Annotated in this window: 19 protein-coding genes, 1 pseudogene and 1 riboswitch; of the genes and pseudogenes, 5 read left to right on the plus strand and 15 right to left on the minus strand. The window is 73.5% G+C overall.

What is annotated here, in order from left to right:
• Complete coding sequence (locus tag VFZ92_RS37195; RefSeq protein ID WP_330881840.1) at positions 1-558, minus strand: hypothetical protein; 558 nt, start codon at positions 556-558, stop codon at positions 1-3.
• 193 nt (positions 559-751) lie between these two features.
• A riboswitch (cobalamin riboswitch) is annotated at positions 752-970 on the plus strand.
• Between the two features lie 125 nt (positions 971-1,095).
• Here VFZ92_RS37195 and metE point away from each other — a divergent pair.
• Together metE and VFZ92_RS37205 are read left to right on the plus strand one after the other, a co-directional pair.
• Positions 1,096-3,345: a 5-methyltetrahydropteroyltriglutamate--homocysteine S-methyltransferase gene (gene metE / locus VFZ92_RS37200; RefSeq protein ID WP_330881842.1), complete on the plus strand. Its 2,250-nt coding sequence runs from the start codon at positions 1,096-1,098 to the stop codon at positions 3,343-3,345.
• 61 nt (positions 3,346-3,406) lie between these two features.
• Positions 3,407-4,222 carry an arylamine N-acetyltransferase family protein gene (locus tag VFZ92_RS37205; protein ID WP_330881844.1) on the plus strand — a complete coding sequence of 272 codons (816 nt, stop codon included), beginning with the start codon at positions 3,407-3,409 and terminating at the stop codon, positions 4,220-4,222.
• A gap of 12 nt (positions 4,223-4,234) precedes the next feature.
• On the opposite strand, the gene VFZ92_RS37210 is transcribed toward VFZ92_RS37205, so the two are convergent.
• The 12 genes from VFZ92_RS37210 to VFZ92_RS37265 form a co-directional block, all read right to left on the minus strand.
• Positions 4,235-5,302, minus strand: a complete 1,068-nt coding sequence (locus VFZ92_RS37210; RefSeq protein ID WP_330881846.1) for an ABC transporter ATP-binding protein — start codon at positions 5,300-5,302, stop codon at positions 4,235-4,237.
• On the minus strand, positions 5,281-6,084 hold the full coding sequence (gene modB / locus VFZ92_RS37215) for a molybdate ABC transporter permease subunit (RefSeq protein ID WP_330881848.1): 804 nt from the start codon (positions 6,082-6,084) through the stop codon (positions 5,281-5,283). The genes VFZ92_RS37210 and modB overlap by 22 nt, the downstream gene beginning before the upstream one ends.
• Positions 6,081-6,869, minus strand: a complete 789-nt coding sequence (gene modA, locus VFZ92_RS37220; protein WP_330881850.1) for a molybdate ABC transporter substrate-binding protein — start codon at positions 6,867-6,869, stop codon at positions 6,081-6,083. Before modA ends, modB begins: the two co-directional genes overlap by 4 nt.
• Positions 6,870-7,268, minus strand: coding sequence for a helix-turn-helix transcriptional regulator (locus VFZ92_RS37225; RefSeq protein ID WP_330881852.1), 399 nt, complete (start codon positions 7,266-7,268; stop codon positions 6,870-6,872).
• 411 nt (positions 7,269-7,679) lie between these two features.
• On the minus strand, positions 7,680-8,117 hold the full coding sequence (locus tag VFZ92_RS37230; protein ID WP_330881854.1) for a cupin domain-containing protein: 438 nt from the start codon (positions 8,115-8,117) through the stop codon (positions 7,680-7,682).
• Positions 8,118-8,301: 184 nt separating this feature from the next.
• Positions 8,302-8,886 carry a TetR/AcrR family transcriptional regulator gene (locus VFZ92_RS37235; protein WP_330881856.1) on the minus strand — a complete coding sequence of 195 codons (585 nt, stop codon included), beginning with the start codon at positions 8,884-8,886 and terminating at the stop codon, positions 8,302-8,304.
• Positions 8,887-9,022: 136 nt separating this feature from the next.
• Positions 9,023-9,628 (minus strand): response regulator transcription factor, encoded by a 606-nt coding sequence (locus tag VFZ92_RS37240; RefSeq protein ID WP_330881933.1) that lies wholly within the window; start codon positions 9,626-9,628, stop codon positions 9,023-9,025.
• Positions 9,628-10,599 (minus strand): ATP-binding protein, encoded by a 972-nt coding sequence (locus VFZ92_RS37245; RefSeq protein ID WP_330881858.1) that lies wholly within the window; start codon positions 10,597-10,599, stop codon positions 9,628-9,630. Before VFZ92_RS37245 ends, VFZ92_RS37240 begins: the two co-directional genes overlap by 1 nt.
• A 92-nt stretch (positions 10,600-10,691) precedes the next feature.
• Positions 10,692-12,467 (minus strand): peroxidase family protein, encoded by a 1,776-nt coding sequence (locus VFZ92_RS37250; RefSeq protein WP_330881859.1) that lies wholly within the window; start codon positions 12,465-12,467, stop codon positions 10,692-10,694.
• Between the two features lie 61 nt (positions 12,468-12,528).
• Entirely contained in the window at positions 12,529-13,098 is a 570-nt protein-coding gene (locus VFZ92_RS37255; protein WP_330881861.1) for a hypothetical protein, read from the minus strand.
• Positions 13,099-13,141: 43 nt separating this feature from the next.
• Positions 13,142-13,720, minus strand: a complete 579-nt coding sequence (locus tag VFZ92_RS37260; RefSeq protein ID WP_330881863.1) for a hypothetical protein — start codon at positions 13,718-13,720, stop codon at positions 13,142-13,144.
• 9 nt (positions 13,721-13,729) lie between these two features.
• Complete coding sequence (locus tag VFZ92_RS37265; RefSeq protein WP_330881865.1) at positions 13,730-14,308, minus strand: NAD(P)H-dependent oxidoreductase; 579 nt, start codon at positions 14,306-14,308, stop codon at positions 13,730-13,732.
• A gap of 52 nt (positions 14,309-14,360) precedes the next feature.
• Between VFZ92_RS37265 and soxR the strand changes: the two genes are divergently transcribed.
• Positions 14,361-14,816 carry a redox-sensitive transcriptional activator SoxR gene (gene soxR, locus VFZ92_RS37270; RefSeq protein WP_330881867.1) on the plus strand — a complete coding sequence of 152 codons (456 nt, stop codon included), beginning with the start codon at positions 14,361-14,363 and terminating at the stop codon, positions 14,814-14,816.
• A gap of 7 nt (positions 14,817-14,823) precedes the next feature.
• Here the strand turns inward: soxR and VFZ92_RS37275 are convergent, their stop codons facing one another.
• Both VFZ92_RS37275 and VFZ92_RS37280 read right to left on the minus strand, forming a co-directional pair.
• On the minus strand, positions 14,824-16,002 hold the full coding sequence (locus VFZ92_RS37275; RefSeq protein WP_330881869.1) for an NAD(P)/FAD-dependent oxidoreductase: 1,179 nt from the start codon (positions 16,000-16,002) through the stop codon (positions 14,824-14,826).
• Positions 16,003-16,050: 48 nt separating this feature from the next.
• The gene (locus tag VFZ92_RS37280; RefSeq protein WP_330881871.1) at positions 16,051-16,866 is read right to left on the minus strand and encodes an SAM-dependent methyltransferase; all 816 of its coding nucleotides are present in this window, start codon (positions 16,864-16,866) and stop codon (positions 16,051-16,053) included.
• A gap of 337 nt (positions 16,867-17,203) precedes the next feature.
• On the opposite strand from VFZ92_RS37280, the gene VFZ92_RS37285 reads away from it, so the two are divergent.
• Complete coding sequence (locus tag VFZ92_RS37285; RefSeq protein ID WP_330881936.1) at positions 17,204-18,484, plus strand: cytochrome P450; 1,281 nt, start codon at positions 17,204-17,206, stop codon at positions 18,482-18,484.
• Between the two features lie 547 nt (positions 18,485-19,031).
• Positions 19,032-19,250: pseudogene (locus tag VFZ92_RS37290) on the plus strand (ATP-binding protein); the annotation flags it as partial.
• Between the last annotated feature and the right edge of the window lie 10 nt (positions 19,251-19,260).

Raw genomic sequence — 19,260 nt, forward strand, 5'->3', positions numbered from 1 at the left:
TCAGATCCAGTACGTGCGGACCTGGTTGATGCTGTCGACGAGGTCCTGGGGCACCGGCTCGGGAGCCTTGGTGGCCGCCGTGTCGAGCGTGCGCACCACGGACTTCAGCCACCGGGTGGTGAACCGGGTCCGGCTGGCCAGCACGGGATCACCGTCCCGCGCGGCGGCGGACATCGCGACCCGCAGGTCGGTCAGCGACCGGGACCAGGCCTGCGCGCAGTCGACCGAGTGCAGCTGGACCAGCCCGCCCCGCTCGGGCAGCGACCCGAGGACCCTGGTGATCGCCTTGTGCAGGGGCCGGAACACCTCGGGCTCGCGCCACGGGCCGACCTCGCCGACGCGGCGGCGCATGATGGCCCGCAGCCGCTTGTCGTCGCTCTCCACGAGGGGGTAGGGCACGCCGAGCTGCTTGCCGGGCGGGCAGTCGCGGGTGTACTCCGCGAACCGCGCGTCGAGCACCTCCCGCAGCCCCACCAGGTAGCCGCGCAGGCGGTCGACCTCCATCTGGTCGAACAGGCCAAGCACGAGGTGGTCGCCGACTCGGTCCCAGCAGATCACGGCCTGCACCTTCCTCGTTGACGGGTCGCGTCCGAGTAGACCACCGTCCTCCGGTGAAAGTCCGGGAATCGCCGATCTGTGGTCGCCGGTACTCCGACGGCTGCACTTTCGCACGTCGGCCGGTGCGTTCCGGTCGGTCATTGCGTTGGCAACGACCGTTCCCACCCCTCGGAACGGACGTTCCGACTCCGCTACGCTCGGTCGCGCTGGTGGTTCGCCGAGCCCTCCGGGGCGGAGCGAGGCAAGAGGGAACCCGGTGGGAATCCGGGACTGCCCCGCAGCGGTGAGCGGGAACGACCGCCGTCACGAGAGCACTGGGCCCGCGGGGCCCGGGAAGCGACGGCCACTAGGTCCACCGGTCCTCCGGTGGGTGCCCGCGAGTCCGAAGACCTGCCACCGGTACGCGCACCACCGGTGCGCGTGGAGTCCGGGACCTCGTGGGAGGGTCCGCGCGGACCTGGACGGCGTGCGCGCCGTCCCTCCTCGTGTGCCGCCACGCCGCCTCGGGCTCGTCGGCACGCTCGCGAGGAGAGAGCTGTGAACACCCCCGAGATCGGCAGCACCGTGCTGGGCTACCCCCGGATCGGCCCCCGGCGGGAGCTCAAGCGCGCCGTGGAGGCCTACTGGGCGGGCCGCACCGACGCCGACGCGCTGGCCGCCGTCGCCCGCGACCTGCGCGCCGACACCGTCCGGGAACTGGTCGAGGCGGGCCTGGATTCCGTGCCGGGCAACACCTTCTCGTTCTACGACCACGTGCTGGACACGGCCGTGCTGTTCGACGCGGTGCCCGCGCGGTTCCGCGACCTCGGACTGTCCGCTGTGGACACCTGCTTCGCCGCGGCGCGCGGCCGGGACGGTGTCGCGCCGCTGGAGCTGACCAAGTGGTTCGACACCAACTACCACTGCCTCGTGCCGGAGCTGGAGCCGTCGACCCGGTTCGCGCTGACCGGGGACAAGCCCGTCGCCGAGTTCCGCGAGGCGCTCGACCTCGGCGTGACGACCCGGCCGGTGCTGCTCGGCCCGGTCACGTTCCTGCTGCTGGCCAAGGCTTCCGCCACCGCGCCGCCGGACTTCGCGCCGCTCGACCTGCTCGACGAGCTCGTGGACCGCTACGTCGAACTGCTGTCGGCGCTGGCCGACGCGGGCGCGCCGTGGGTTCAGCTCGACGAGCCCGCGTTCGCGGCCGACCGCACCGAGGCCGAGCTGGCGGCGCTGCGCCGCGCGTACACCCGGCTCGGCGGGGCCACCGCGCGCCCGGCGATCCTGGTCGCAGGCTACTTCGGCGACCTCGGCGACGCCCTGCCCGTGCTGGCCGACGCGCCCGTCGAGGCGGTCGCCGTCGACCTCGTCACCGCGCCCGCCGCGCTGAACCGGATCCCGACCCTGCTGGGGCTGCGGGACAAGACGCTGGTCGCCGGGCTCGTGGACGGCCGCAACGTGTGGCGCACCGACCTCCGCGGCGCACTCGCGACGGCCGCGACGCTGCTCGGCTCGGTGGGCTCGCTCGCCGTGTCGACGTCGTGCTCGCTGCTGCACGTGCCGTACGACCTGGACGCGGAGACCGACCTCGACCCCGCGGTCGTGTCCAGGCTGGCGTTCGCGCGGCAGAAGGTCGCCGAGGTCGTCCTGATCGGCAGGGGCCCTGCGGTGCGAGGGCACCGAGATCGGCTCCTCGGCCGGAGGCTCGCCCTCCGTGACGACGAGGTGCGGGCCCGCGTCGCCGCGCTGGGCCCCGAGCACCGCACCCGCGCCCCGCACGCCGAGCGCGCCGCCGTGCAGCGGGCCCGCATCGCGCTGCCCCCGTTGGCGACCACGACCATCGGCTCGTTCCCGCAGACCGACGACGTCCGCAGGGCCAGGGCCGAACTCCGCGCAGGCACGCTCGACGAGGCCGGGTACGCGGAGCGGATCCGGGCCGAGGTCGAGCGGGTGGTCCGGCTCCAGGAGGAGATCGGGCTGGACGTGCTGGTGCACGGCGAACCCGAGCGCAACGACATGGTGCAGTACTTCGCCGAGCACCTGGAGGGCTTCGCGTCGACGGCCTCCGGCTGGGTGCAGTCCTACGGGTCGCGCTGCGTCCGCCCGCCGATCATCCACGGCGACGTGTCCCGCCCCGGACCGATCACCGTCGGCTGGAGCGCCTACGCCCAGTCGCTGACCGGCAAGCCGGTGAAGGGCATGCTGACCGGGCCGGTCACCATCCTCGCCTGGAGCTTCGTCCGCGACGACCAGCCGCTGCGCGACACCGCCGAGCAGGTGGCGCTGGCGCTGCGCGACGAGATCCGCGACCTGGAGGCCGCGGGCATCGGTGTCGTGCAGGTGGACGAGCCCGCGCTGCGGGAACTCCTGCCGCTGCGCGCGGAACAGCGGGAGGCCTACCTGGACTGGGCCGTGGGCTCGTTCCGGCTGGCCACCGCGGGAGCGGCGGCGTCCACCCAGGTGCACACCCACCTGTGCTACTCGGAGTTCGGCGACGTCATCGGCGCCATCGACGGGCTGGACGCCGACGTGACCACGATCGAGGCCGCCCGGTCCCGCACGGAGGTGCTGGACGACCTGAGGGCCGTCGGCTTCAGCCGCGCCGTCGGGCCCGGCGTGTACGACATCCACTCGCCGAACGTGCCGACCGAGGACGAGGTCGTCGACCTGCTGCGCGCCGCGCTGGACGCCGTGCCCGGCGAACGCCTGTGGGTCAACCCGGACTGCGGGCTGAAGACCCGCGGCTACGCCGAGGTCGAGCCCGCGCTCCGCACCCTGGTCGCGGCGGCCCACCGCGTGCGGGGCTGACGTGCCGTGGGGGACGGCCGCCCCGCCGTCCCCCACCGGGGCACCCAGTAGGTTCGGGGGCGTGGACGCGCTGTGGGGTGGGGCAGAGCTGGACCTGGACGCCTACCTGGCCCGGATCGGCTACGACGGCGACCGGACGCCGACGGTCGGGACGCTGCGGGGTGTCCAGCGCGCCCACGTCACCTCGATCGCGTGGGAGAACCTGGACATGGTCCTGGCCCGCCCGGTCGACCTGGCGCTGCCCGCGCTCCAGGCGAAGCTGGTCCGCGGCACCCGCGGCGGCACCTGCTCGGAGCACACCACCCTCTTCGCCGCGGCGCTGGACGCCCTGGGCTTCCCGCTGTCCGGGATGCAGGCCCGCGTCCGCCTCGGGGCGACGGAGGTCCGCCCGTCCACCCACAACGTCCTGCGCGTCACCGCCGACGACCGCGTCTGGCTGTGCGACGTCGGTTTCGGCAGCAGCCCGCTGGAGCCGGTGGAGCTGGCCGACGGCGCCGAGTCGGCCCAGGGCGGGTGGCGCTACCGCCTCACCCGCGAGGCCCCGGAGTGGGTGCTGCACACGCGGCGCGGCGACCGCTGGCTGGCCGTCCACGCCTTCACCGAGTCGCCGCGCTACCCGATCGACTTCCTGGCCACCAACCACTTCATGGCCACGCACCCCCGCTCCCACTTCCACGGCCGCGTCATGGCGCAGCGCATGGGCGCGGACCGGCTCAGGGTCCTGGAGGGCACCCGCCTCACCACCCACCACCCGACCGCGGACCGCGAGGACCTCGAACTCGCACCGACCGGGGTCGTCACCGCGCTGGCCGACGTGTTCGGCGTGGTGCTGGCCGACGACGACGCGAAGACCGTGATCACCAGGCTCGGGGGCTGATCGGCGGCCCGCTCACGCCGGGTAGGTGTGGACCTCGGTCGCCTTCAGCGCCGCCCACAACCGGGTTCCCGGCACGAGGCGCAGCTCCGCCACCACGGCGGTGGTCACGTCGACCAGCACCGCCGGGCTCCCCGACAGCCGCACCCGGACCGTGTGCGCGTGCTGCTCCACGCCGACCACGGTCACCTCCCACGTGTTGCGCGGGCTCCCGGACGGCCGGTCGGGGTGCAGGCTCACGGCCGACGGCGGGAACGCCACGTGCACCGAGCCGGACGCGGGCGAGGCGACCGTGAGGGTGCCGCCGTCGTCCAGGTCCACCGCGGTGCCGGACGCCCGGCCCCGGTAGAGGTTCAGCCCGACCAACTGGGCCACGTACTCGGTGCGCGGCTGCCGGGCGACCTCGGTGGGCGGCCCCGACTGCACGACCCGCCCGTGCTCCACGATCACCAGCCGGTCGGCCAGCACCATCGCGTCCAGCGGGTCGTGCGTGACCAGCAGCGTCCGGCCGGGGTAGTCGGTCAGGTGGTGGCCCAGCTCGGTGCGCACCAGCAGCCGGTTCCCCGCGTCCAGCGCCGCCAGGGGCTCGTCCAGCAGCAGCAGCGACGGCGAGGTGGCCAACGCCCGCGCCAGCGCCACCCGCTGCGCCTGCCCGCCGGACAGGGCACCGGGCTTGGTGCCCGCGTGCTCGGCCAGCCCGACCCTGTCCAGCCACTCGGCCGCCGTCCGCCGCGCGGTCCGCCGGTCGGTGCCCCGCGCCCTCGGGCCGAACGCGACGTTCTCCAGCGCGGACAGGTGCGCGAACAGCAGGTAGTCCTGGAACACCACGCCGACCGGCCGGAGTTCGGGGCGCAGGAAGACCGACGGCGGCTCGTCCCACACGACGTCGTCGAGCCTGATCCGCCCGCCGTCCAGCGGCAGCAGCCCCGCCAGCGCCCGCAGGGCCGTCGTCTTGCCCGCCCCGTTCGGCCCGAGCAGCGCGACGACCTCACCGGGCGCGACCGTGAGCGCCAGGTCGAGGCGGAACGCCGACCGCTCGACCCGGACGTCGGCCTCCAGCGTCACGTCGCGCTCCTGGTCCACCGGTCGCGCAGGCTGGCCAGCACGACGACCGACACGAGCAGCAGCACGACGCTCAGCACGATCGCCGCGTCCGGATCGCTCTCCAGCGCGAGGTACACGGCGAGCGGCATGGTGGTCGTCCTGCCGGGGAAGTTGCCCGCGAACGTGATCGTGGCGCCGAACTCGCCCAGCGCCCGAGCCCAGCACAGCACGGTGCCCGCCACGATCCCCGGCATGATCGTCGGTAGCGTGACCCGCCGGAACACCAGCCAGCGCGACGCGCCCAGCGTGGCGGCGGCCTCCTCGAACCGGGGGTCGGCCGCCCGCAGCGCTCCCTCGACGGAGATGACGAGGAACGGCATCGCCACGAACGCCTCCGCGATCACGACCCCGGTCGTGGTGAACGGCAACGAGATCCCGAACCAGGAGTCCAGGTAGGACCCGACCAGCCCGCGCCGCCCGAGCACCAGCAGCAGCGCCACCCCGCCCACGACCGGCGGCAGCACCAGCGGCACGGTCACCAGCGCCCGGACCACCCCGCGCCCCGGCACGTCGCCGCGCGCCAGCAGCCACGCCAGCGGCACGCCGAGGAGCAGGCAGATCACCGTCGCCAGCGACGCGCAGACCAGCGACAGGCCGAGGGCCTCACCGACGGCGGGGCTGGAGAGCTGGTCGAGCAGCGTCGACCACGGAGCCCGCACCAGCAGCCCCGCCAGCGGGACCACGAGGAACGCCAGCCCGACCACGGCGGGCACGACGAGGACGGCGGGGAGCCGCCCCCGCGTGCCCTGGCGGCGGCTCACGGAGCGGCGAAGCCGGCGGCGGACAGCACCTCGCGGCCCGCCGCCGACAGCACGAAGTCCACGAAGGCCTTGGCCGCGGCGGCGTTCGGCGCCTTCGCCAGCGGCGCGATCGGGTAGTCGTTCACGGCCTCGTCGGCTTCGGCGAACTCGATGCCCTCGACCTCGGAGCCCGCGGCCCCCACGTCCGTCCGGTACACCAGGCCCGCGTCCACCTCGCCGAGCTTCACCTTGGTCAGCACGGCCTTCACGTCCTGTTCGAGGGTGTCCGGCGCGGGCGTGACCCCGGCCGCCTCGAACACCTTCCCGCTCGCCGCCCCGCACGGCACCTGCTCCGCGCACAGCGCGATCTTCAGGTCCGCCGTGCCGAAGTCGGCCAGCCCGGAGACCTTCGCCGGGTTGCCCTTCGGCACCACGATCTCCAGCTCGTTCTTCGCGAACGTGGTCGCGTCGCCGGTGATCCCGCCCGCGTCGGCGACCTGCCCCATGCTGGTCGGCGCGGCGGAGGCGAACACGTCGGCGGGCGCGCCGGAGTTGATCTGCTGCGCCAGAGCGGAGCTGCCCGCGAAGTTGAACGTCACCTCCACGCCGGGGTTGGCGGCCTCGAAGTCCTCGCCCAGCCGGGTGAACGACTCGGTCAGCGACGCCGCCGCGAACACCGTGAGCGGTCCGGTGACGGCGGACGAGCCCGATCCGGACGGCGGGCTGGTGGCCGCGGTGTCCCGCGCCGAGCAGCCCGCGAGGGTCAGGGCGGCGGCCAGCACGACGGCACCGGTGCGGCGGAACATTCAGGCCTCCGGGATCTCGACCACGACGTGCGTTGACTTGATCGAGGCGACGGCGACGACCCCGACCTCCAGCCCGAGCTCCTCGGCGGCTTCCCGGCTCATCAGGGACACCACCCGGAACGGCCCGGCCTGCATCTCGACCTGCGCCATCACGCCGTCCTTCACGACGCGGGTGACGATGCCCCGCATCCGGTTCCTGGCGGACGCGGCCACCGTGCTCCCCGCCTCGGGGTTGTCGGCGAGCCGCTGGGCGAACGCGGCCAGCGCGCTGCCCTCGACCGCCATCCGCCCGTTGTCCCCGTGGACGACCGGCAGACGGCCCTGGTCGGCCCACCGGCGCACGGTGTCGTCGCTGACCCCGAGCAGCGCGGCGGCCTCGCTGATCCGCAGATTCGGCATACCGCGAATTGTATAGCCGCTTTCGCGGTTGCGGGCTGCTGCCGCGGCTGCGGATCTGATCCCGATCGGTGAACGCGGTTGCGTACCGCTTCGGCCTCACGACGTGCACTCGCGGAGAACGGCGGCTTCCCGTGATGGTGGCTTCCGCGGAGACCGGTCCGGCCTGCCGGTGACTCACGACCCCAGGCCTGCCCGCCCGCGCGGGCCCGCTCGCGGCCAGGTCCACCGGCGTCGAGGTCCGACAGCAGGTCGTCGCCGGGGTTCGCGCGCTTCTCGACGATCGGGGCGGCGAAGAACTCCTCGACCTCCTTCCGGTCGGCGTGGGGGACGCCCGGCAGCTCCGAGATCACCTCGTGCGGGCGAGCGTGAACCGGCGGTCGACCCGGAGCGGGTCCCCGGACCGCGGATCGGTCATCGCTCGCACGCGGGTGCGTCCGCGTCCCTGGAGAGGGGAGCGCCCGCGGGGTTGACGTACAGGACTTCCAGCACCATCGGCGTCGTGCCGTGGTTGCGTCCGATGTGGACGTAGTCGGAGCCGTTCGGCTCGCTGATCGACTCACCCGGCCGGTACACCCCGTCCACGGAGCAGGTGTCGTCGTAGTGCGTGAGGGTGCCGGACCTCACCACGCCGTACACCCTGCCGTCGTGGAAGTGCCACCCGGTCTCGCCACCGGGCTGGATGGTGATCTCGCGGACGACGTAGTCCTTGTCGCCGACCGTCTTCTGGAAGAGCAGCTTGGCCGACACCCCGGTGCCGGGCGTGGCCGACGAGACGCCCGCGAGACCGCCGAGGGCGGCGACCGCCGCGGTGCCGATGACGAGTGCGCGAACGGAGGTGGTGCTGCGCATCCGGGTTCTTCCTTCCCTCGCTGGTCTGCCGACCCCTCCATGCTAGGAGCCGGAACCGGTCGGGTCGTCCGGGGAAGCGCGCCGCCACACCCGAGCGGCACGGGGCCCACCAGGCGAATCCGGTGCCCCGCGCGGACTTCCGGGAGGAGGAGCGTGGCTCGAACTCGCCACCTCGGGGAGGTCGTCACGCGCTGGCGGTCGCCTCGTCGACCAGCCTCTCCACCAGCGGCCGGGCGGAGTCGAACGACGTCAGGTCGCCGGTCGAGGTCGCCAGCGCCGTCGCCCCCTCGAAGAGCAGCATCAGCGTCCGGCCGAGCCGCTCCGGATCGCGGCACCCGGCCTCGCGCGCCGAGTCCGCGATCCGCCGCTCGAAGCTCTCCTTGTACGCGTGGATGACCTGCGCGGCCGGGTGGCCCGGCGTCGTCAGCTCCACGCTCGCGTTGTGGAAGGGACAGCCCCGGAACGGGCCGGGGTCGGGGCGGTCGAACAGTCGCACGATCCGGTCCCTCGGCGGGAGGGCGTCGTCGAACAGGGTCCGCTCGGCGGCGAGGACCTTGTTGTCGCGCACGTGCGCGAGGTAGGCGGCGACCAGGTCGTCCTTGCCGCCGTAGAGCTGGTAGAGCGTGCGCTTGGAGACCCCCGCGACCTCGCACAGCTCGCTGACCCCCGTGGCCTGGATCCCGTTGCGGTAGAACAGGCTGATCGACGCCGCCAGCAGGCGTTTGCGCGGGCTGGGCGGTGGTGCGAAATCCGTGCCTGAGTTCCCCATTCCACGAGGGTACTGAGAGCACTCCGCCGTTTCACCCGAAAAACGGAACCCAGGGGAACGGGTGGTTTCAGGTGGTGAACTCCCTGGTCGGCCCTGTGGAAACCGGTCGGTATCCAATTTCCCGGCCCGCCTCCGGCTAGAGGCGCGCCCTCGCCCACCGCGACAGCGCCCGCCGGTCGGGGAGTTGCAGCTTGCGCAGCACGGCGGCGGCGTGGGTCTCGACCGTGCGCCCGGAGATCGACAGCCGCACGCCGACCTCCCGGTAGGTGTACCCGGCGGCGACCAGCCGCAGCACGTCCCGCTCGCGGGGCGTCAGCCGGTCCAGCTCCGGGTCGCCGCGGAACGCGTCCAGCACGAACCCGGCGAGGTGCGGCGAGAAGCACGCGTCGCCCTCGTGCACCTGGCGGATCGCCGCCCGCAGGTCGGCCCCGGTGATCGCCTTCGTCACGTAGCCCCGCGCACCCGCCCTGATCACCGCGATGACGTCCCGCGCGGCGTCCGACACCGACAGGGCGAGGAACCGGACGGTCGGGAACGCGGGCACGGCGGCCTCCAGGACCGCCCTGCCGCCACCGCCGGGCAGGTGGACGTCCAGCAGCACCACGTCCGGGACCAGCGCCCGGACGGCCTCCAGCGCGGACGCCACGTCCCCGGCCTCGCCGACCACGTCCAGCCCGTCGTCCATCTCGGCCCGCACGCCCGACCGGACCAGCGCGTGGTCGTCGACCACCAGCACCCGGATCACCCGCGCCCCAACGGCATCCGCAGTTCCACCTCGGTGCCCTCGCCGGGCGCGGACCGGATCACGGCGGCGCCGCCCTCGTGCCGCATCCGCCGTTCGATCGAGTCGGGGATGCCGCGGCGGTCCGCGCCGCAGCGGGTGGCCGGGTCGAAACCCCGCCCCCGGTCGCGGACCAGCGCGAACACCTCGGCCTCGCTCACCTCGGCGAACACCGACACCCGCCGCACCCCGCCGTGCTTCGCCGCGTTCGTCAGCGCCTCCCGCATCGCGCCGACGACCGCCCGCGACCGGGTGTCCATCGCGCACGTGCCGACCGACACCAGCTCCACCACCACGTCGAACGCGTCCTCCACGACCTCGGCGGTGGCCGTGACGGCGGCCGAGAAGTCGTTGCCCGCCACGGGTTGCCGCCCGTACAGCCACGACCTCAGGTCGCGTTCGGTGCTCCGCGCCAGCTTGCGGACCTCCGTCGAGTCGGCCTGCTTCTGGATCAGCGTCAACGACTGGAGCACCGAGTCGTGCAGGTGCGCCGCCAGGTCCGCGCGCTCCTCGGCGCGGGCCCTGGCGGCGCGTTCCCTGGCGAGCATCCGGGTCGTGAGGAACAGCCACGGGAACACCACCGCGCCGACCAGCGCGACCCCGCCCGCGGCCATCACGGACAGCATCGCCGCGGGCGACGCCAGCCTCTCCTGGTAGCTCAGCGCCACGGCCGCCGCGACACCGCCGACCGCGATCACCACCGCCGCGACCAGCACCCCGCGGAACAGCCCCCTGACCTCGGGGTCGTCGCCGAGCCTGGCGTGCACGAGCGCCACCCAGGGCCCGACGGCGGCCGTCACCACCACCAGCACGATCGCGACCACCGCGGGGAGGCCGGGCCGCGGCGTGTGGCTGATCGCCCACAGCAACCCGCCGAAACCCAGCAACCCCAGACACCCCAGCACGACCAGACCGCGCGACCCCATGCGCATCCCCCGAGACTAGTGCCGCGCCCGGCGACCTCCGCCGCGCATTCGACGCCCGGCACCGCGCCCGGCAGACCGCCGAGCACGGGCCGCTCCCACTAGGACGTGCGGAACACGTTGCGGGCCAGGTCGCGGCGCGGGACGTCGGTGTTCAGCGCGATCACGTCGCCGAGCCCGTGCCGGTGGTCGATGCCGAACCTCTGCCTCACCATCGCGAGCACCGGGTCGTTGCCCAGGTGGAACCGGTCGCCGTCCCGCATGGCGGTGAACTGCTCGCGCCAGATCGCCAGCTGGAGTTCACCGAACTCCGTGCCGGGCACCTGCGGCTCGGCGCTCATCCCGACGAACGCGTCCAGCGCGGAGACGTCCCCGTACAACGCCTTCAGCCGGGCCGCGACGGTCGTCCGCCGCACGCCGGGGCTCACGAAGTCGATGCTGTCCGGGTCGTCGACCTCCGCGCCCGGCGTGAGCTCGGGGTCGACCGGGAAGGCCTCGGTCGACTCGCCGGTGACGGCCTGGAACGACGCCTTCGGTCCCAGCCCGTAGGCCGCGCGCAGCTCGTTGTAGGAGGGCATCCCGTGGTCCCGTCCGCGTTCCACGTCGATCGCGGCGATGTCGAAGATCGCGGTCAGGCAGTTCGACCCGCACCCCGGCTGCGTGAGCGCCAGGCTGCGCACGACGTCGTCGATCTGCTCGTCGTTGCGCGACTGCGCCTGCGACGCCAACCCCTTGAGCAGCGGCCCCAGCTGCACCTCGCCCACCAGTTCCGGCCGGAACGCGCCCAGCGCGGGTGGGATGGTGATCTCCACCTGGTCGCCGCTCGGCACGACCAGCGCGCCCTTGGCCCGCAGCGCGTCGAGCTGCTCCGCCGAGTACCGGGAGGCCTCGGTCCGCACCAGCACGTTGCCGCGCAGCATGCTGTGCGCCCGGTACCCGACGGTCGCGAACTCGTTCGACAGCGTCGCGTCCACCGACGGGTCGTAGCCCCGGTACGGGGCCAGCCGAACCCCCAGCGCGGGCAGGAACTCGGTGTAGGTGATGTGCTGCTGCGTGGCGATCACGACCCGCCGCGCGAGCTGGAACCGCTGCTCCTCCGGCAGCCACGACGGCAGCAGCGACACGATCCTGTTGTGCTCGCGGGCGAACAGCGTCTGCACGGCCGTGAGCGACACGTTCTCGTTGCCCCGGTCGTCCCCCGTCACGACGGCCCGCGCCCCCATGCCGACCGGGTCGTCCGCGCGCGGCGCGGTGGAGGCGTCGCCGCGCGCGTCCCGGCGCGGCAGCAGGTTGTCCGGCATCAGCAGCTTCGCGCCGTCGCGCATCCACGCCAGGCGGTCGGGCTCGTTGCCGTACACGGCCTCCGCGTCCAGGTACGAGTTCAGCCTGTTCGGCTGCTCCCGGGGGGTCGTGACGCCGGTCCCCGGAGCCACCGCGCTGCGCCCGAACGGCACCACCGGGAGGTCGCTGTGGAAGTCCTCCATCGGTGCCCCGTTGACGAACGGGATGCTGCCCGGCTCGTTCGACCCGATCCGCTGGCCGAACGAGTGGTCCAGGAACTGGCCCCACGCCGTGCCCCACTGCGTGACCCGCTCGGACGGCCGCGTCACGCCGCCGTCCGCGAACACGCGGTTGCTCAGGTACCGCGCGCTCGGCCCCGTGACGGGTGCCCCGATCCCGTCCGCGTAGTGCGCGGGCGCCACCCGCGAGTAGTTGGCGCCCGCCGCGCCCCACTCCGGGTGCGCCCTGTTGTTCCCCGTCCCGTCGAGGCTCTGCACCTCGAACGGGACCCCGGTCCCAGCCCCGGCCGTGCCCGTCAGCAGCGACGACCCCGCCACGACCGCCAGCACGACCCCCAGTGATCTCCTGCGTCCCATGGGTTCCATGCTCGGCGGCACCACCCGCCCACCACATCCGTAGACGGCCCGCGCGCACCCCTTAGCCCAAACGGGCGCGGAACTCCTCGACGGTCCGGACGCCGTGGTCCAGCACCGCGTCGTACACGTCGACGCCGCTGACGACGTCGGGGTACTCGTCGAGGCGGCACCAGTGGTCCTTGATCACGAGGATCGCCGCCCGCGTCTCGTCGTCCAGCCGGTCGCGGAGCGCGGCGGCGTCGGAGAACCCGCCGGACGGCCCGGTGCTGGTCCACAGCGACAGGTCGACCTTCCAGCCCCGGTGGTGCAGCACGGCGTAGTACCGCTGGTCCTTGGGCAGGCCGGAGGGGGTGTGCGGACCCGTGAAGTGCAGGTCCGCCACCTCCGGGTGCGCCACCAGGTCCCGGACCACGTCGGCCACCTCGGCGCGGGAGGCCGACGTGTGGACGCTGATGTCCAGGTCCCGCCACACCATCAGCCCGGACGCCGCGCTCCCGATCACCTCGACCCGGCCCAGCCTCCCCAGCAGGGCCATGAGGTCGAGGTCGGCGACGACCCGCGCCGCCTCCCGCTGGAGGTCGGCCTGCCGGGCCAGCAGGTCCGCCAGCCGCTCCGCGTCCGTGTCAGCCATGGTCTGGATCGTGCACCCCCGAGAGGGTCGCGGTCGACCCGTTTCAGACCTCCCGCACCAGGCGGAACCTGGTGAACCCGCCGCCGGTCGTGCCGGGGAACTCCTTGACCGCGCGCCACTTCTCGCCGAGTCCGACGGTGCCCTGCCCCGAGGCCTCCAGCGCCGCGACGTGCGCCGCCTCCGACGTCCAGCCCGCGAGGTTGAGCGCCCGCGTGCCGTCGGCGCTGACGTGGAAGTGCGCCGAGATGCCGCCGGGGGCGGGGGAGTCGTCCGCGGCGAGCGCGTCGAGCACCGCGTCGACCCACGTGCGCGGGTCGACGACGCCGTCGAACTCGGCCGTGACGATGACGACGCAGCCGACCTCGGGCGGGTCCGGCCGCGTGGCACCGCGGTACCACCGGTACTCGACCGCGCCCTCCCGCCGTTCGGTCGGGGTGCCCCGCCACTGCTCGTACAGGAGCACCGAGGTCCCGTCGAACCCCGCGTACCCCGCCGCGGCGACGAGCCCCTCGGGCTTCGCCCCCGCCAGCGCCTCCACGACGGCGGCGTCCGGGTCGTCGGCGGTCCACCTCGTGACCAGGACGGAGTCGACGTCCGCGCGTTCCGGATCGAGCACTGCCACTCCCGTTCCTCAGGCCGCGTAGGGGGTGCGGGCGTTGGCGTCGCGCAGCGCGCGGGCCCACCAGGCCACCTGGTCGAGCATCACCCCGGCCGCCCGCTCGCACGCCTCGGGATCCTTCGGCACGCCGTCGTCGAACCGGCCGTGCGCGTTGTGGAAGCTGACGGTGTCCCGGACCGTCACCGCGTGCAGCTCCGCGAAGACCTGCCGCAGGTGCTCGACGGCCCGCAGCCCGCCGGAGATCCCGCCGTAGGACACGAAACCGACGGGCTTGGCCCGCCACTGCGTGAAGTGCCAGTCGATCGCGTTCTTCAGCGCCGCCGGGTAGCTGTGGTTGTACTCGGGCGTCACGACGACGAACGCGTCCGCCTCGGCGAGCTTCGGCGTGACGGCCGCGAGCTGCGCGGCCTGCTCCGGCGTCGGGTCGCCGGTGATCGTCGTGGGCAGGGGCGTCTCCGCGAGGTCGACCACCGTGACGGTGAGGTCGGCGCGCCGCTCGGCCAGGCCGGTGAACCAGGAGGCGACGACCGGTCCGAAGCGGCCGTCACGGGTGCTGCTCACGATGATCGCGAGCCGGAGTGGTGTGGTCATGGGCCCAGCATCGAACTTCAACAAAGGTTGAAGTCAAGCTACCGTGGCCGACGTGGCTCAGCTCCCGGCGAACATCCACGAGATCACCATCGGTGAACTCTCCGCGCGCAGCGGCGTCCCCACCTCCGCCCTGCGCTTCTACGAGCGCGAGGGCCTGATCCGCAGCCGCCGCACGCCGGGCAACCAGCGCCGCTACGGCCGCGAGGTCCTCCGCCGGATCGCCTTCATCCGCGCCTCCCACCACCTCGGCATCCCGCTGGCGTCCATCGGCGGCGTGCTCGCCCTGCTCCCCGAGGGCGTTCCGCCCACCCGCGAGTTCTGGGAGCGCGCGTCGAGCTGCTGGAGCGAGCAGGTCAACGCCAGGATCGAGAAGCTGGAACGGGTGCGCGACCGCTTCACCGAGTGCGTCGGCTGCGGCTGCCTCTCGTTCGACACCTGCGCCCTGGTCAACCCCGACGACCGGCTGGGCGCCAAGGCCGTCGGCCCCGAGCGCCTGCTGGACCCGTAGCGGCCGGTCAGCCCGCCAGGGTCGCGAGGTCCACGTCGGGGTCGGCGAGGCGGTCCACGGCGGGCGAGGTGCCGATCAGGGCCTTGATCCGGTCGTTGACCTCCCAGACGTTCACGTTCGTGCCCGCGACGAGGACGCCGTCCTTCAGCCAGAACGCGAGGAACTCGCGGCCGGGCACGTCGCCGCGGAACACGACCCGGTCGTAGCCGGTGATGTCGCCGACGAACTCCATGCCGACGTCGTACTGGTCGGTGAAGAAGTACGGCTGCTCCTGGTAGCTCGCGCCCCGCCCGAGGATCGCGGCGGCGACGGTCGCGGGCTGGTGGAGCGCGTTCGCCCAGTGCTCGACCCTGATGTGCCTGCCCAGCACCGGGTTGAACGCGTTCGCCACGTCGCCGACGGCGTAGACGTCCGGGTCGCTGGTGCGCAGCGTCGCGTCCACGACCACGCCGTTGTCCACGTCGAGCCCCTCGGCGAGGTCCACGTTCGGCACCGCCCCGACCGCCACGAGCACGTGGTCGGCGGGCAGGACCGCGTCGTCCAGCCGCACACCGGTCGCGGTGATCTCCAGCACCCGGCTGTCGAACCGGAACCCCACGCCGTGCTCGGTGTGCAGGTCCGCGAACACCCGCGCCACCTCGGCTCCCAGCGCGCGCCGCAGCGGCAGCGACGACGAGTGCACGACGGTCACCTCGACCCCGGCCTGCCGAGCCGCGGACGCGGCCTCCAGACCGAGCCACCCGCCCCCGACCACGACCAGCCGGGAACCCGCCGTGAACGCCTCCCGCAGCCGGTCGGAGTCCTCGACGGTCCGCAGGTACAGCGCCGACCCCGCACCGGGGATCGACGGCACCCGCGGCGACGACCCCGTGGCCAGCACCAGCTTGTCGTAGTCGAGGTGCGACCCGTCGTCGAGCACGACCCGGTGCCCGGCGAGGTCGACCGCGACCGCCGTCGTCCCCAGCCGCAGGTCGACGTCGTTCTCCGCGTACCAGCCGTCGGCCAGCGCCGTGAAGCTCGACCGGTCGTCCCGGCCGCCCAGGTAGCCCTTGGACAGAGGGGGCCGCTCGTACGGGCGGTGGCGTTCCCCCGCCACCAGCACCACGGCGCCGTCGTACCCCTGCGCGCGCAGGGCCTCCGCGGTCTTGGCACCCGCCAACCCGCCGCCCAGGATCACGATCGTCATGGCCCCAGTCGTACACCCTCCGGGGCGGGTCGGCCCGCCGAAGAGCACCTATCCCGGCAGCCGTCCCACGCCCGCGAAACCGGGGAAGCGGGCCGCGTCCGGCTCCAGGTCGTCCACCGACTCGGGCCGCCACAGCGGGATGCGCGTCACACCCGGATCGACCAGGTCGAAACCCTCGAAGAACGCGGTGACCTCGGCGTGACCGCGCGAGGAGAGCGGTGTGACCGAGGCGGCGTACAGGTCGCGGTAGCGCTGCCAGCCCTCCGGTTCCTCGCCGGGCTCGGTGCCCAGCTGCGACAGCGCCAGGTGGCTGCCCGGTGCCAGGCGGTCCCGGTAGCCCCGGATGATGCCGATCGGGTCCTCCGAGTCCGGCACGAAGTGCAGCAGCGCCACCATCAGCACCGCGACCGGCTCGCCGAGGTCGAACAGGTCCTGGACCTCGGGCGAGTCCAGCACGGCCCGCGGGTCGCGGATGTCGGCCTGGAGCACCGCCACCCCGGCGTCACCCATGAGCAGCGACCGGCTGTGCGCCACCGCCACCGGGTCGCGGTCGACGTACACGACCCGCGAGTCGGGAGCGGCCTGGCGGGCGACCTCGTGCACGTTGCCGACCGTCGGGATCCCCGACCCGAGGTCGAGGAACTGCCGCACGCCCGAGGCCGCGAGGCTCTGGACGGCCCTGCGCAGGAACGCCCTGTTCATCATGATCGCCGACTTGAGGCTGGGCATGACGCCCAGCGCCTGGTCGGCCAGCGCCCGGTCGGCCGCGAAGTTGTGCGCGCCGCCCAGCCAGTAGTCGTAGACCCTCGCGATGCTCGGTCGTTCCAGGTCGATTTCGTCGGGTGCCCAGTCAGGTCTTGCCACCGGCTCATGGTGTCAGAAGGACGTCGCCGTGGAACGCGCGCGAACGGTCGGATCGACCGCCGCTCCCGGCGCGGCCGTCCGCCGTTCCGGAGAAGCCGGAACTTCTCCGCCGGAATGGTTCTCCGGAGGCGCGATCCGTCCTATCCGGATCTTCACCGGGCTCCGCCGGTGCGAATTCCCGAAGGCCGGGGAAGGCCGAACCCGCCGGGGCCGCCATCGGGGGCGTCGTCACCTCGGACATCGTTGTTATCGTAGCCACGGGGTCGCGAGGCCCGCCGGTGGCCGAGTGAGCCCCGACGGAACAGAGAACCGAACGACGGTGGGGTTGATGTCGACGATGGCGAATCTGCGGTCTCGTGTGCTGACCAGGCTCGGGCGGGGTTACCTGACGCGGTTGCAGAAAAAGCCGTTGGACCTTTCGACGCTGTCTTTCTTCCCCCATTCCGCGCTCATGCCGCTGCGCCGCGACGGCGTGGACCCGGTGCCGGAACTAGGGGTTCGGCGCAGGCGTGAGCCGGTGAGCAAGCTGAAGCTGCCGTTCGGCATCAACGTGTGGTTGGTCACCGGTTACGAGGAGTCGAAGGAGGTGCTCGGCAAGGTCGAGGAGTTCAGCAACGACTTCGCGAACCTCGTCGGCACGTCCGGCGGCCTCTCCGCGGACAGCAACCCCGGTGGCCTGGGGATGGCGGACCCGCCCGTGCACACCCGGCTGCGCCGCCTCCTGACGCCCGAGTTCACCATGCGCAGGCTCAGCAGGCTGGCCCCGCGCATCGACACCATCGTGAACGACCGCCTGGACGCCATGGCCGCCGCCGACGGCCCGGTGGACCTGGTCGAGGCCTTCGCGCTGCCCATCCCGTCGCTGGCGATCTGCGAGCTGCTCGGCGTCCCCTACGAGGACCGCGAGGACTTCCAGCGCCTCAGCATGACCAGGTTCGACCTGTTCGCGGGCGCGAACCCGTCCCTCGGCGCGATGTCCGAGTCGCTCGCGTACTTCATGGACGTGGTCAAGAAGCAGCGCGAGAACCCCGGCGACGGCCTCCTCGGCATGATCATCAAGGACCACGGCGACGAGGTCGGCGACCGCGAGCTGGCAGGCCTCGCGGACGGCGTGCTCACCGGCGGCTTCGAGACGACCGCCAGCATGCTCGCGCTCGGCGCGCTGGTGCTGCTGGAGGACCGCGAGGCGTTCGAGAAGCTCCGCGACGACGACTCGGCCGTGAACCCGTTCGTCGAGGAGCTGCTGCGCCACCTCACGGTCGTGCAGGTCGCGTTCCCCCGCTTCGCCCGCACCGACCTCGTCGTCGGCGGCAAGCACATCGCCAAGGGCGACGTCGTCGTGTGCTCGCTGAGCGGGGCCAACCGCGACGAGTCGATGGGCGGGGACATGGAGTCGTTCGACCCGACCCGCAAGTCCCCGTCCCACCTGGCCTTCGGCTACGGCATCCACCGCTGCATCGGCGCCGAGCTGGCCCGCATGGAGCTGCGGGCCGCGTACCCGGCGCTCGTGCGGCGGTTCCCGAGCATGCGGCTGCACGGCACGCAGGCCGACCTCGCGTTCCGCAAGACCTCGGTCGTGTACGGCGTCGAGGCCCTGCCGGTCGTGCTGGGCGGCTAGACCGCCGCCAGCGCCTCCGTGGGGGTGAGCCGGGCCCGCCGACGAGCAGCGCCACGCCCGCCAACCCCGGGAACAGCGCGGAGAAGCTGCTGTCGGCGGCGCGCGCGTCCGACGGGCGGGCTCACCCGCACCAGCCCCGGCAACCGCGGGTGGAGCGTGGCGGGCAGCACGGCCCGCACGTCCTCGCGCGACTTCACGCGGACCACGGTCGGTGCCCGTCGAACCCCAGCTCCGAGCGGGCCGCCTCCCACCCGACGAGCACGGACCGCTCGACGTCCGGCGCCGGCGGCACGGGCTCCAGCACGCCGACCACGGTGAACCACGTCGTCCCGGTGCGCACCTGCGGGGCGCGGCCCGCCGGGACCTCGGCGATCCCGAGCCTGCGCGTGCGGGAGGTGCGGCCGACCTGCTGGAGCAGGCCGCGGTCGCGCACGGGGCGAAGGCGCGCGCGGCGGGCGCTGACCTGCGCGTGGACGCCGCCGACGTGACCGCGGTCGCGGATCCCGAGCGGCTGCGGCAGGTCGTGGACAACCTGGTCGGCAGCGCCGTGCGGCACACCGGTCGAGGGGGTGTCGTCGCGGTCGCCGCCCGCCGCGAGGACGAGCGGGTGGTGGTCGAGGTGGCCGGCACCGGCGTCGGCGTCGAGGACCTGGCCTGGGTGTTCGACCGGTTCTGGCGGGCCGAGAAGTCGCGCGACCGCGGTTCCGGCGGCGGCGGGCTCGGGCTCGTCATCGTCCGCGACCTGGTGCGGGCGCACGGCGGCGCGGTCGCCGCCA

Source organism: Umezawaea sp., from assembly GCF_036375055.1.
Taxonomy (GTDB): Bacteria; Actinomycetota; Actinomycetes; order Mycobacteriales; family Pseudonocardiaceae; genus Umezawaea.